Annotated in this window: 13 protein-coding genes; 6 read left to right on the forward strand and 7 right to left on the reverse strand. The window is 37.2% G+C overall.

Annotated features, from left to right (window positions below; translation table 11 throughout):
- Positions 1-2: 2 nt before the first annotated feature.
- From deoC to ABXT44_RS03805, 7 genes are all read right to left on the reverse strand, one after another.
- On the reverse strand, positions 3-1,052 hold the full coding sequence (gene deoC, locus ABXT44_RS03775; protein ID WP_416688213.1) for a deoxyribose-phosphate aldolase: 1,050 nt from the start codon (positions 1,050-1,052) through the stop codon (positions 3-5).
- 22 nt (positions 1,053-1,074) lie between these two features.
- A complete protein-coding gene (locus tag ABXT44_RS03780) occupies positions 1,075-1,878 on the reverse strand; it encodes a purine-nucleoside phosphorylase (RefSeq protein WP_416688215.1) in 804 nt (267 codons plus the stop codon).
- Positions 1,878-2,270 carry a cytidine deaminase gene (gene cdd, locus ABXT44_RS03785; protein ID WP_416688216.1) on the reverse strand — a complete coding sequence of 131 codons (393 nt, stop codon included), beginning with the start codon at positions 2,268-2,270 and terminating at the stop codon, positions 1,878-1,880. The genes ABXT44_RS03780 and cdd overlap by 1 nt, the downstream gene beginning before the upstream one ends.
- Before the next feature lie 2 nt (positions 2,271-2,272).
- The gene (locus ABXT44_RS03790) at positions 2,273-3,247 is read right to left on the reverse strand and encodes an ABC transporter permease (protein ID WP_271540889.1); all 975 of its coding nucleotides are present in this window, start codon (positions 3,245-3,247) and stop codon (positions 2,273-2,275) included.
- Positions 3,244-4,344, reverse strand: a complete 1,101-nt coding sequence (locus tag ABXT44_RS03795) for an ABC transporter permease (protein WP_271556264.1) — start codon at positions 4,342-4,344, stop codon at positions 3,244-3,246. Before ABXT44_RS03795 ends, ABXT44_RS03790 begins: the two co-directional genes overlap by 4 nt.
- Complete coding sequence (locus tag ABXT44_RS03800) at positions 4,341-5,897, reverse strand: ABC transporter ATP-binding protein (RefSeq protein ID WP_416688217.1); 1,557 nt, start codon at positions 5,895-5,897, stop codon at positions 4,341-4,343. Before ABXT44_RS03800 ends, ABXT44_RS03795 begins: the two co-directional genes overlap by 4 nt.
- Before the next feature lie 146 nt (positions 5,898-6,043).
- The gene (locus tag ABXT44_RS03805) at positions 6,044-7,078 is read right to left on the reverse strand and encodes a BMP family ABC transporter substrate-binding protein (protein ID WP_271558513.1); all 1,035 of its coding nucleotides are present in this window, start codon (positions 7,076-7,078) and stop codon (positions 6,044-6,046) included.
- A gap of 410 nt (positions 7,079-7,488) precedes the next feature.
- Here ABXT44_RS03805 and puuE point away from each other — a divergent pair, with 410 nt between their 5' ends.
- Genes puuE through guaD form a run of 6 tightly spaced genes read left to right on the forward strand, consistent with a single transcriptional unit; the run spans position 7,489 to position 12,946 of the window.
- Positions 7,489-8,415 (forward strand): allantoinase PuuE, encoded by a 927-nt coding sequence (gene puuE, locus ABXT44_RS03810; RefSeq protein WP_416688219.1) that lies wholly within the window; start codon positions 7,489-7,491, stop codon positions 8,413-8,415.
- A gap of 12 nt (positions 8,416-8,427) precedes the next feature.
- Positions 8,428-8,949 carry a 2-oxo-4-hydroxy-4-carboxy-5-ureidoimidazoline decarboxylase gene (uraD, locus tag ABXT44_RS03815; RefSeq protein WP_416688221.1) on the forward strand — a complete coding sequence of 174 codons (522 nt, stop codon included), beginning with the start codon at positions 8,428-8,430 and terminating at the stop codon, positions 8,947-8,949.
- Positions 8,939-9,937, forward strand: a complete 999-nt coding sequence (alc, locus tag ABXT44_RS03820; protein WP_271540876.1) for an allantoicase — start codon at positions 8,939-8,941, stop codon at positions 9,935-9,937. The genes uraD and alc overlap by 11 nt, the downstream gene beginning before the upstream one ends.
- Positions 9,938-9,939: 2 nt before the next feature.
- Positions 9,940-10,461 carry an ureidoglycolate lyase gene (locus ABXT44_RS03825; protein WP_416688223.1) on the forward strand — a complete coding sequence of 174 codons (522 nt, stop codon included), beginning with the start codon at positions 9,940-9,942 and terminating at the stop codon, positions 10,459-10,461.
- On the forward strand, positions 10,458-11,636 hold the full coding sequence (locus ABXT44_RS03830) for a urate hydroxylase PuuD (protein WP_416688225.1): 1,179 nt from the start codon (positions 10,458-10,460) through the stop codon (positions 11,634-11,636). The genes ABXT44_RS03825 and ABXT44_RS03830 overlap by 4 nt, the downstream gene beginning before the upstream one ends.
- Entirely contained in the window at positions 11,633-12,946 is a 1,314-nt protein-coding gene (guaD, locus tag ABXT44_RS03835) for a guanine deaminase (RefSeq protein WP_416688227.1), read from the forward strand. The genes ABXT44_RS03830 and guaD overlap by 4 nt, the downstream gene beginning before the upstream one ends.
- Positions 12,947-12,955 lie beyond the last annotated feature (9 nt).

A 12,955-nucleotide genomic window follows, 5' to 3' on the forward strand; every position in this document is an offset into this window, starting at 1 on the left:
TCCTATGCTAATGGATGTCTATAAGATGCCGAGTAATAACCACTAGAGAAGTGGTCTAATTGGCGTTCAATATCGCCGAGTAAGCTAGATGCTCCAAAACGAAATAAATCTGGCTCTAACCATCTGCGACCGAGCTCTTCTTGGATCATTGTCATATATAAAAGTGCAGTTTTAGTGTCACTAATTCCACCAGCAGCTTTAAAGCCGATTCGAATACCTGTTTCATTATAAAAATTACGTATCATTCGAACCATAACTAAACTTACTGGAAGGGTTGCGTTAGTAGGCTCTTTACCAGTAGACGTTTTAATAAAATCAGCCCCAGCCATCATACAAACCTGAGAAGCTTTAGCAATATTACTAAGATTTCCAAGTTCACCCGTAGCTAAAATAGTTTTCATATGCGCATCGCCACATTTTTCACGAAACATTTTTACCTCTTTATACAGTTCTTTCCAGTTTCCTTCTAAAACATGTCGGCGGCTTATAACTATATCAATTTCATTAGCACCCGAATCTACTGAATACTCGATTTCTTTAAGTCTTAATGGAAGAGGGGAGAGGCCTGCTGGAAATCCTGTGGATACAGCGGCTAAATTAATCTTTGAATTATTCAATGCTTTTTTGGCAGAAGCAAGCATGTCATGGTATACGCAAACAGCAGCAACACTTAAATCTAAAGATTCAGCGCCCAGTATTTTTTCAAGCTTATTGCTAATAGGCTGTTTTGCTTTACTGCAAAGGCGCCTAACACGAGCATCTGTGTCGTCTCCAGAAAGGGTGGTTAAGTCCATTAAAGTAATGGCTTTGAGAAGCCATGCAGCTTGTTTATCTTTTTTTATACTTCGCCTTGTGCCATAATTAGTGCAGCGCCTTTCAACGGCGCTTTTATTAATTGCTATATTTGATATTTTATCAAGTCTAAAGTCTGTCCCTGGATTTCTAATAACACCAGAGTTTTCCTTTAAGCTTTCTGAATCAACTAAATTTGGATAAGAGATAACTTTGCTATCTTTTTGAGGTATTTGAGCTTTAGTAATATTTTTAGTCATATTCTTTGATGCTTAATAAAATTTATAGACTCTTTAGGTATGAAATTAAAACTTTTTCGACAGTGTCTGCAGCCTTTCTTGCAAAGGCAATTGTTTGTTCATGACTAAGTTTTGTGGCACTCATTCCTGCTGCATAATTAGTAATAACTGAAAGAGCACATAGTGGAAGCCCTTGATGGCGAGCTAAAATAACTTCAGGAACTGTAGACATTCCTACAGCATCTGCGCCTAGGGTTTTGACAGCTTTAATTTCAGCAGGAGTTTCAAATTGCGGCCCACTAAACCATGCATAAACTCCTTCATGTAGGGTTATGTCATTCATTTTAGCTGAAGAACGCATATTATCATTTAGCTCAGGATTGTAGGCATCACTCATATCCACAAAGCGCTTATTACTTTCAGCACCAAACAAGGGAGAAACTCCCGTCATATTAATATGATCTGTTATAAGCATAACGCTTCCTGGCGATGCTTCTTTAACTAAACTTCCAGCAGCATTAGTTAGTACCAGGCTTTTGCATCCTATTGCGCTAAGTGTTTGAATGGCAACAGCCATTATGTCTGCTCTTCCGTTCTCATAATAATGAGCTCGACCTTGCATTACAACAACATTGGTATCTTCAACTTTACCAAATAAAAGTCTTCCAGCATGGCCGCCAACACCGGCAACTGGAAAGCCTGGAAGTGAGTCAAAATCTAGACTAGCTATCGTATTGATATTATCGCAAAACTGACCTAAGCCAGATCCAAGAATAAGACCAACTTCAGGCTTAAAGCTTGCAATTGTTTGATTTATGATACCAACACAATCATCAACTTGACTCATTACAGATGCTCCGGCCCAAAAGAATGAGGTAATAATTCAGCAAGATTCATATGGCTCTGAACTCCGCTTGGAGAGCACAGCATAATTTTTGTATTTTCATCCGAAAATTCTCTTATTCTCTGTCTACATCCACCACAAGGTATTCCGCCTTCATCATTCTTTGTCATAACATATATTGTTTTAATTTTTTTCTCACCACCCATTATCATTGATGCAATAGCAGATGCCTCAGCACAGTTTCCAAGCGGGTAGCTAGCATTTTCAACATTACAACCTGAATAAGTATTCCCTTTGTCAGTTATTATTAAAACACCAACAGGATAGTTAGAGTAGGGGACATAGGCCTTGCTCATGGCATTTTTAGTAGCTGCAATATGACTTTCTTCATTCATACTTATAACTCCTTAATATAAGGTTGGGCAGATGCCTTAGGAGGCACTGCTTTACCAATAAACCCTGCTAATAAAATAATAGTTAAAATATAAGGGGCTGCATCAATCAATTGAACCGGAATTTCACCAATAACAGGAAAGACAACGCCTTGTAGCCTAATAGATAATGCCTGTAAAAAGGCAAACAAGAAGCATGCAGCTAAAACCTTGTATGGGTGCCACTTTCCAAAAATTAGTGCAGCTAAAGCAATAAAGCCAGCACCTGCAGTCATCTCTTTTGTGAATTGTGCAGTATATGCAGTTGAAATATAAGCGCCACCAATCCCACACAAAATACCACCAACTAATAATGCTCTGTAGCGCAGACCCTCAACTGATAATCCAGCTGTATCAACCGCTTTAGGATTTTCTCCTACCGCTCTAAGGCGTAAACCAAATCGAGTTCGGTAAACTACCCACCAAACAATTGGAACAATCACAAAGGCTAAGTAAACCAAGATATTATGGCCACTAATGAGTTCCCTATAAATTACACCAATAATAGGAATATGATCAATAATATCAACTCCAGGAAGGGTAATAGAAAGAAATCTTTCATCATTTTGAAGGGTTGGCGTAATGCCGCCTCTTTTAAACCAGGCTAACGTTAGAATCATTGTCAGTCCAGACGCCAAGATATTTATTGCAACTCCACTAACAATCTGATTGCCTTTGTAGGTAATGGATGCAAAGCCATGAATCATTGCTAATACCGAGGATGCAAGCATACCCGCAATTAAACCAAGCCAGGGTGAGCCAAAAACACTTGCTGCACTTGCAGCAATAAAGGCTGACATCAAAAGCTTTCCTTCCAGACCAATATCTACAACACCTGCTCGCTCAGCAAACAAGCCAGCCATAGAAGCAAAAATAAGTGGAACACAGATTCTAACTGAGGCGTCAAATGTCAATACTGTAGTTAAAAAGAAGTCACTCATTCTGAAGCCTCAACTGGTGCTAAATAGCGCATTAAAACAGGCCTATATAAATACTCCAAGCCACCACAAAACAAGATGACTAGGCCCTGCATAACAACAACAATGTCCCTTGATACGTTTTGTAATTCAAAGTCTAATTCTGCACCACCCTGATAAAGTATTCCAAACAAGAAAGCTGCAATAAGAATACCAACAGGATGGTTGCGGCCCATTAAGGCAACTGCGATACCACCAAATCCATAACCATAATTAAAATTTAAGAATAGGCGGTGCTGAACTCCCATAAGTTCATTGATACCAACTAAGCCGGCCAGTGCTCCCGAAATACACATGGTTACAACAATAATTTTTTTTGGATTAATTCCACTATAAATTGCAGCTTCATTGCTTTTTCCTGCAGCTCGAATTGCAAAGCCCCATCTAGTATGCCATAGGAAAAACCAGACTACAGCTGAGAAAAATAAAGCAACAAATATCGACATATTAAGGGGTGACCTTGTAACTTCATAACCAAAATTTGCTAATACATCATGCACAAAAGGGATCCATGAGGCCTCAATAAAATCCCCACTCTCTGGTGACATCTCGCCAACCTCACGAAGCACATTGACCAAGACGTAAACCATTAATGAGGAGGCTATAAAGTTAAACATTATTGTGGTTATAACAATGTGGCTTCCACGATAAGCTTGTAAGTAAGCAGGAATGATCGCCCATAATGCTCCAAACAGCAAGCCTCCTGAGATAGCCAGTGGAATAACAATCCATGCGCTAAGGGCAGGATTCATATATAAGGCAACTAACGCAGTTCCAAGACCTCCAACATATGCCTGACCCTCGCCTCCAATATTAAATAATCCAGCGTGAAATGCAACAGCTACAGCAAGGCCAGTAAAGACAAAGTTTGTCGCGTAATACAGAGTATAACCAAGACCTTCATCGTAACCAAGTGCGCCATAGATTAATATTTTAGTTGCCTCTATTGGATCGACTCCTATAAATAGAAAAACAATACCGGTAGCTATAAATGCAGTTAAAACATTAAAGAGAGGCAGTAATAAGCCATTTATCCATGATAATCTTCTGTCACGTGTCATATTTCAACTCCTTTGGCTTCTGCCGGAGATTCAAGCGCATTGGCCATCATCATGCCGAGTGTTGCTTCATCTGCATCTGCGCCATTAACAGTTCCAGTAATCACTCCATCACACATCACTATTATTCTGTCACTGAGAGACATGATTTCCTCTAGCTCGACAGAAATTAGGACAATAGCTTTGCCAGCATCTCTCATTTGAATAATGCGTTTTCTAATAAACTCAATAGCACCTATATCAACACCGCGTGTAGGTTGGCCAATAATTAAAACTTCTGGGTCGCGTTCAAATTCTCTTGCTAGAATAAGTTTTTGTTGATTGCCCCCTGAAAAGTTTGAAGACATCAAGTTTGGATTTGGTGGGCGGACATCAAAGGCCTCCATTATGGAAGCACAATTAGCCTTAACTAGTGATTTTTTTAGCCAAATACCTTTATTTAGATCCTTATCATTTTGGTATCCCATTAGGGCAGTTTCACTAGCACTAAAGTCAGCAATCATACCCATTTTTTGACGATCCTCAGGGACATGAGCAACACCAAGATTTCGCAATTGCTCAGGATTAAGTCGACTTTTTGGGGATATGGTTTCACCCATAATTTCAATAGAGCCTTTTGTTAATGGGAGTATTCCAGCTAGTGCCTTTAGAAGTGTTCCCTGGCCATTGCCGGTGACGCCTGCAATTCCAAGAATTTCACCAGAGCGAGCCTCAAAGCTTACTTCTGATACGCGCTTTAATCCTTGTTCATTATTTATTTCGAGATTTTTTGCAACTAAAAGGGGCTTACCAATTTTTGCTTTAGACTTCTTAATATTTAGCAGTACTTTTCTACCAATCATTAACTCTGCAAGTTCTTCAGGGTTGGTTTTACTTGTCTCTCTATGGGCTACCATCTTGCCCGCTCTCATGACCGATACATGGTCTGTGATATTCATAATTTCTCGAAGCTTGTGAGTAATTAATATAATCGTAACACCTTCATTCTTAAGAGCTTCAAATATACGAAATAACTCATCAGACTCTTGAGGCGTTAAGACTCCTGTGGGCTCATCAAGTATTAAAACCTTTGCGCCCTTATAAAGGCCCTTTAAGATTTCGACTCGTTGCTGCATTCCAACAGAGAGCTCTTCTACTGCGATATCTAGTTCAACTTCCAATCCATATTCTTTAGCAAGTCTAGTCAGCTCAATTCGAGCATTTGCTAGGCTTTCTGTAATCAATGCACCACCCTCACTGCCAAGAATGACATTCTCAAGAACGGTAAAATTCTCAACCAGCATGAAATGTTGGTGAACCATTCCAATTCCTGCTTCAATTGATTGTTTTGAGCTGGTAGCTCTAAAGTCTTTATCAAAGACTTTAATTTGTCCAGAGTCTGCCTGATAAAAGCCGTACAAGATACTCATTAGAGTGGATTTACCCGCTCCATTCTCACCAACAATGCCGTGTATTGTTCCAGTTTTAACGCTCAGATTGACCTTATCATTTGCATGCACAGCACCAAAATGTTTGTCGACATTTATCAGTTCAATAGCAATGTTTGACTTAGTCATAGATAATATTTATATAAAAATATGTAATTATTATAGTTGTATGAATTTGTAACTTTAATATATAGTTTTATAAAAAATACATATTAAAGTTTAAAAAAAAACATCCGGCCCTAGAGCCGGATGTTTTTAAGAATAAAAACTGCTTTTTATAAAGGGCAGGTATTATCACTCATGTAGTCATGGACCACAATAGAGCCATCAATAATTCCAGCTCTTGCAGTTTCAACTGCGGCAAGCATTTCAGCAGAAACTAAATCTGCATTGTACTCATCCATTGCAGCGCCAACACCGTCTTCAGCAACACCGTTCACTTTAAAACCAGCTTCCCAAGTGCCGTTCATAGCAGCTTCAAAACTCTCATAAGCAGCTAATCCAACTTTCTTGTACATAGAAGTAAGCATTGTTCCAGGTTGAATGTAGTTTTGGTTAGAGTCTACACCAATTGCTAATACACCCATGTCTGCAGCAGTTTGGTAAACACCCATTCCAGTTCCACCAGCAGCAGCATAAACTACGTCAGCACCATTTTCAACTTGGCTACGAGTAATTTCACCACCTTTAGTTGGGTTACCCCAAGCAGCTGGAGTTGATCCAGTCATCTGTGCTAATACATTCATTGAGCTGTCTTGATGAGCAACACCTTGCTTATAACCACACTCAAAGCGACTAATTAATGGAATATCCATACCACCAACAAAGCCTACAGTGCCTGTGCTTGATGCCATAGCAGCCATAATACCAACAAGGAATGATCCTTCTTGCTCTTTAAAGACAACATTTTGAACGTTTGGAGCATCTACAACACCATCAATGATAGTGAACCAAGTGTCAGGATACTCTGCAGCAGCTGCAGCAACAGCATTCGCCATAGTAAAACCTACAGCTACAACTGGGTTGTATCCACGTTGTGCAAACTTCTTAAGACTTTGCTCCATCATAGCTTCATTAGTAGGCTCTAGCTCAGTAACAGCAATACCAGTATCATTAGCAAATCTCATGATGCCGTTATAGACCGCTTCGTTAAAAGACTTGTCATTCTTACCAGCAGTATCATAAACTACAGCAGGCTTAATATCAGCAGCTTGAGCAATTGACGCTGATAAAGCAATTGTTGTAGCTATTATTGCTAGACCAGTTTTTTTGATAAATCCACCAAAATGTGAATGTTTCGTGTTTTTCATTGTGTACTTCTCCTTAGTTGTTAATCTTAATTTTTTTTCAATAGAACAAAAACCATCTTTAAAAAAAGATAGTCTAAAAATATCTTTTGTTGTTAACTCAAGCTTTATATTAAAAGTATATAGAAATAAAATCTTAAGTTGTTGATATTCTATTCTCGATGATGTCCTTTGTCAAAAATTTTTCAATGTATTTTCAATCTATTTCTGATAGCTCTAATAATTAAATATTTATAGTTTAAGTATACTTGTCTATACAAGTACAAATAATCATTTTTAAATTCAAGATGAAAAATAAATGTTTACAACAATCATTAATACATTTATGCATATAATTAAATAATTATTTAAATATCTATATGTACACCACTTAAAAATAATAGTTGTATTCGCATACTTAGCTAAAAATTATTATGAATAAAAAAATCATTCAAAGCCTTAAAAGCTACCCCCGAAATATGGTGGGCTATGGGAAGGGTTCAATCCACCCCAAATGGCCAAATAAAGCCCGTATTGCAGTTCAATTTGTGTTGAATTATGAAGAAGGCGCGGAAAACTCAATTTTGCATGGAGACAATGCATCTGAAGCTTTCCTTTCAGAGATTGTTGGTGCTAAGGCTTATGAAGGTGCAAGGCATATGAGTATGGAGTCCATTTATGAGTATGGCTCAAGAGCAGGAGTTTGGAGAATATTAAACCTTTTTAAAGAGTTCGATGTTCCAGTAACTATCTTTGCAGTGGCTCTTGCAATTGCTCGTAATCGAGAACTTGCAGATTATTTGGTAGAACAAAATTATGATATTTGTGCGCATGGATTTAGATGGATAGATTATCAATTTGTTGATGAAAAAACAGAGCGAGAGCATATTAAAGACTGTATTTCTGTTTTGACAGAATACTTAGGAAAAAGGCCAGAAGGATGGTACACCGGAAGAAATAGTCCAAATACAAGAAGGCTGATTGTTGAAGAGGGGGGTTTTCTTTATGATAGTGACACATATGACGACGACTTGCCTTACTGGTCAAATGAATTTGGTGCTGAAAAAAAGCATTTAATTATTCCCTATACTCTCGATGTAAATGATATGAGGTTTGCTTCACCACAGGGGTTTAATTCAGGAGACCAATTCTTTAACTATTTAAAGGATACTTTTGATGCGTTATATCTTGAAGGTGAGGTAAGTCCAAAAATGATGTCAGTTGGAATGCATGCGAGAATATTAGGACGCCCTGGAAGAATTATGGCTATGAGGCGATTTTTAGAGTATGTTAAAACGTTTGATAATGTTTGGCTTTGCTCGCGCAGAGAAATTGCTGACCATTGGTATAAGAACTTTTAAAAAGGGCAAGAGATGGAATTACCATTAAATTTAGCGCAGCAATCTGCAGAAGCCTTTTTAAAAACCTTTGAAAACTTGTATGAGCATACTCCTTGGTTTGTAGAAAAATCGTTACCTCTAGTTTTAGCTGATAAAAAATATAATAGTTTAGAAAAATTTCATGAGCTACTTTCAAATATTATGCTTAATGCAGATTCTGACTTACAGGATAACTTGATAATTGCACATCCAACCTTGGCAGGCAAAAAAGCCCAAAATAACGAACTTACTGATTTCTCAACTACTGAACAAAAATCTGCTGGATTAAGTGATTGCTCAGACTCTGAAATCGAGCTTTTTGAAGAGCTTAATAGAGAGTACTTTGCTAAATTTGACTTCCCCTTTATTATGGCAGTTAAAGAAAAAAATAAATCTGACATCATTTCGCAGTTTAAAGAGCGAAAAGACAATTCAAAAAATCAAGAAAGATCAAATGCTCTCGATGAGATTAATAAAATAGCATGGCTAAGAATTAAGGAGATTTATGGAATCTGAAAACCAAATTGATGTTGCTAGTGCAAGTTTTGGTACTAAAGTTGTTTATTGTAGTGATGAATTTTTTGCAGACTCAGGCCGAATGCTTCAATCAAGTGAGCCTGTTTGGATTGAAGATAAATACGATATAAATGGTAAGTGGATGGATGGCTGGGAGAGTCGAAGACGGCGAGATGGGAAAAATGACTTTTGTTTTATTAGGTTAGGAGCTGAATCTATTATTAATAACTTCAATATTGATACAACTCACTTTACTGGGAATTTTGCACCTGGAATTTCTGTTCAAGGTTGCTCTGTGCCAGGAGGAACTACTGATGACTTAGTTGTTGATGGCACTGCAGTTTCAGAATGGTTTGATCTCGTTACCAAAGAATCCCTAGAGGGTGACTCAAAAAATTTATTTAATAGTGCTTCATCAAAGCCAATTACGCATTTAAAAATTACATTACTCCCAGATGGAGGAATTGCTCGTTTCAGGGCTTATGGTGAGATATGGGTTGATGAGAAGAAGTATGAAATTAATGGTACGAACGTAATATCCAAAGAAAGTGGCGCTAAAGCGATCTTTGCAAATGACGAGCACTTTGGAAGCTTAAGTAATGTTTTAGAAAAGCATGAGCCTTTAAGTATGGCTGATGGATGGGAAACAAGGCGGCGAAGAAAGCCCGGAAACGACTGGGGAATTATTGCCCTCTCTAAGCCTGCAACTGCTGAGGAAGTAGTAGTTGATACTCAATTTTTTAAAGGTAATTTTCCAGATACTTTCTCAATATCAACTTCCAATTCACCAGACGAAGATGATAAAACTTTGAAAGAAAATAGTAAAACTTGGAATAAACTTATTGAAGGAAAAAAATTAAAGATAAACCAAATGCATGTTTTTAAAGGTTCGGACATACTTCATAATGATGTGTTTACTCACATCCGTGTCGATATATATCCAGATGGCGGCATTGCCAGGTTAAAACTTATTGGAAAATTTACCTAGATATGAATACTTTAAAACTAACTCCTGAAGTACTAACTACAGATAATTTTCAACTATTTGGCGAAGTGCTTAGTACTGAAAACAAAGAATCTATTACAATTAATGATGGTTTTGCATCCAAGTTTCCTGATATTGTAAAATTAGATACTAAGGAGGCAGAGGGGGAAACAAGTGTCCATATTTTTGTTGCTAAGAAGAGGCAGTTTCCTCTTCAAATTACTATGCTCGAGAATCATCCTTTTTTTAGTCAGACATTTATTCCAAAAAATAACACGCCATTTATAGTTGTTGTCGCGCCTCCATCACAAGAACCTGTAATTGAAAATATTAAGGCTTTTATTACTGATGGTGATCAAGGCATAAGTTATTCAAGAGGAGTTTGGCACTTTCCTTTAATTAGTTTAAAAGATAACGCTCAATTCGTTGTGATAGATAGGAAACACAATGTAGATAAAGACAGCATGAAGCAGTGCACTGTTAGTAAAATTGAAGAGGTTAGTATTTATGTGGAGCTAAGCTTATGATGCAAATATATCTAATGGACTGGCTCAGCCTAGTGTTGAAATTACTTCATATAATTGCAGGTATAGCCTGGATTGGTGCTTCCTTTTATTTTAATTGGCTTGAAAATAAACTTGATCGATTAAATAATAGAGACGAGATAGCTGGCAACTTATGGGCAGTTCACGGCGGCGGCTTTTATCATTTAGAAAAATATAAGAAATATCCTCAAACCCTCCCAGAACCTTTGCACTGGTTTAAGTGGGAAGCTTACGTTACTTGGCTTTCTGGAATTTCACTGCTTTCAGTTATCTATTATTTTAATGCTAGCACTTATCTGTTAGCTTCCAATAGCTCAATATCTGCATTATATGGCGTTGGTTTAAGTCTCTTAGGGTTGATACTTTTTTGGCTTATCTATGATCTTTTATGTAAGTCAAAGTTGGTAACTAAATCCGCAATTTTTTTAGCTATTATTTTTATAGTAATTGCATTGTTTGCATATTTTTATAGCAATATTTTTAATCCTAGAGCCGTGTATATGCAAATTGGCTCAATGATTGGAACGGTAATGGTTGCCAATGTTTTCTTTGTAATTATTCCAGTTCAAAAAAAATTAGTTGATGCTTGTGAAAACTCTACTGAAGTTAGTTTAGAACTGGGAAAAATAGGCTATCTTCGCTCTCGTCATAACAATTACTTTACCTTACCCGTTTTATTTATGATGATAAGTGGCCATTACCCTACAATTTATAGCGGAGATTATGGCTGGCTAATATTAATGGCTGTTATTGGGATTTTGGTAATGGTTCGCCACTACTTTAATTTAAGAGGAGTTGGTAAAGCTAAAAATAGTCTAATCGCCATTATAGTTATCTCAACCTTTACCTTGATTTATGCTCTAGCGCCATCACCAATTAAGATGCAAGATAATAGCCAAGAGATCGTAACTATTGCTGAGGCCCAAGCCATCATTGAAAAACATTGCGTGAGTTGTCATGCTGCGGAGCCTGCAAACAAAGCCTTTGCGATTGCGCCTAATGGGATTATGCTGGATACTAAAGAAAAAATTATTGCCCATAAGAATCAGATATATCAGCAGTCCGTTTTATCTAAAGCAATGCCCTTAATTAACAATACAAATATGACCGATGATGAGAGAGCGAAATTAGGGATTTGGATTGAGGCAAATCAGTGAGCGAATATAATCATTATCGAGGAGCAATTTACCACTGCACTGAAAGTAATGGGGTGCTAGAGCCAAACTATTTTGTTGATGGCCTTATGGTTGTTGATAATGATTCTGGAAGCATCATTGAGGTTGGAGACTTCAATCAAATTTCTTCAAAGTGGCCAAACGCTAAATCATCTACTCACTTTAAGGATAGCTTGATAATGCCTGGCTTCATTGACACCCATGTGCATTATCCTCAATATAAAGTTATAGCTTCCTATGGAGCAAGCCTTATAGACTGGCTTAATAAGTATACATTTATTGAAGAGCAAAAGTTTTCAGATGAGACTTATGCCGCCAAGGTCGCAGATTTGTTTCTTGATGAGCTTATTAAAAATGGCACTACAACAGCAATGACTTTTTGTACCTCACACAAGCAATCTGTTGATATTTTTTTTACGGCAGCAGAAAAGTTGAAGCTTAGAATGGTGGCCGGCAAAGTTATGATGAATAGAAATGCACCAGAGGCTCTTTGTGATAGTGTGGACGGTAGTTATTTTGATTCGAAAGAACTGATTGAAAAATGGCACAATAGAGGGCGAATGAGTTACGCCGTTACGCCTAGATTTGCTCCTACATCTTCTTCTGAGCAATTAGTACAGGCTGCTAATTTATTAGAAGAATATTCAGATAATAATGGAAATAAAGGCGTTCTTCTGCAAACACATCTTAATGAAAATATTGATGAAATTGGCTGGGTAAAAGAGCTTTTTCCAGGCTCAAAAAACTACTTTGATGTCTATGATAATTTCAATCTATCAGGACCTAATTCAGTTTTTGGTCATTGCATCTATAATACTGATGAAGAATATAAACGTATTGCTGATTCAGGCTCTAAGGTGGCACTATGTCCAAGATCCAATCTATTCCTTGGTAGCGGTCTATTTGAACTTGATAAATTAGAGGCTTTTGGAATAGGTACTGCACTTGCATCAGATGTTGGCGGCGGTGACAGCTTTTCAATGTTTCAGGTAATGAATGAAGCTTACAAAATATGTCGACTAAATAATTATAATTTAGATCCTGTTAAAGCTTTTTATCTGACAACTCTAGCTGCAGCGAAAGTACTTGATATGGATAATCGTATCGGTAACTTTGAGCCTAATAAGGAGGCAGACTTTATTGTTATTGATTTAAAGGCAACAGAATTAATAAAAAATAAACTCGAAACCTCAGATGATATTAACGATATATTATTTAATTTAATGACTTTAGGTGATGATAGACTAATTAAAGAGGTTTATATTTTAGGTCAAAATATTTACCAAAAATAAGGAAGGCAT

It is taken from the genome of Candidatus Pseudothioglobus sp. Uisw_041, from assembly GCF_048087625.1.
GTDB lineage: Bacteria > Pseudomonadota > Gammaproteobacteria > PS1 > Pseudothioglobaceae > Pseudothioglobus.

What these genes read in the sequence shown, in the direction of transcription:
- ABXT44_RS03830 (WP_416688225.1), top strand. Translation starts at nt 10,458, where the DNA reads ATGATGCAAATATATCTAATGGACTGGCTCAGCCTAGTGTTGAAATTA.
- deoC (WP_416688213.1), bottom strand. Translation starts at nt 1,052, where the DNA reads ATGACTAAAAATATTACTAAAGCTCAAATACCTCAAAAAGATAGCAAA.
- uraD (WP_416688221.1), top strand. Translation starts at nt 8,428, where the DNA reads ATGGAATTACCATTAAATTTAGCGCAGCAATCTGCAGAAGCCTTTTTA.
- alc (WP_271540876.1), top strand. Translation starts at nt 8,939, where the DNA reads ATGGAATCTGAAAACCAAATTGATGTTGCTAGTGCAAGTTTTGGTACT.
- ABXT44_RS03805 (WP_271558513.1), bottom strand. Translation starts at nt 7,078, where the DNA reads ATGAAAAACACGAAACATTCACATTTTGGTGGATTTATCAAAAAAACT.
- ABXT44_RS03800 (WP_416688217.1), bottom strand. Translation starts at nt 5,897, where the DNA reads ATGACTAAGTCAAACATTGCTATTGAACTGATAAATGTCGACAAACAT.
- cdd (WP_416688216.1), bottom strand. Translation starts at nt 2,270, where the DNA reads ATGAATGAAGAAAGTCATATTGCAGCTACTAAAAATGCCATGAGCAAG.
- ABXT44_RS03780 (WP_416688215.1), bottom strand. Translation starts at nt 1,878, where the DNA reads ATGAGTCAAGTTGATGATTGTGTTGGTATCATAAATCAAACAATTGCA.
- ABXT44_RS03825 (WP_416688223.1), top strand. Translation starts at nt 9,940, where the DNA reads ATGAATACTTTAAAACTAACTCCTGAAGTACTAACTACAGATAATTTT.
- ABXT44_RS03795 (WP_271556264.1), bottom strand. Translation starts at nt 4,344, where the DNA reads ATGACACGTGACAGAAGATTATCATGGATAAATGGCTTATTACTGCCT.
- puuE (WP_416688219.1), top strand. Translation starts at nt 7,489, where the DNA reads ATGAATAAAAAAATCATTCAAAGCCTTAAAAGCTACCCCCGAAATATG.
- ABXT44_RS03790 (WP_271540889.1), bottom strand. Translation starts at nt 3,247, where the DNA reads ATGAGTGACTTCTTTTTAACTACAGTATTGACATTTGACGCCTCAGTT.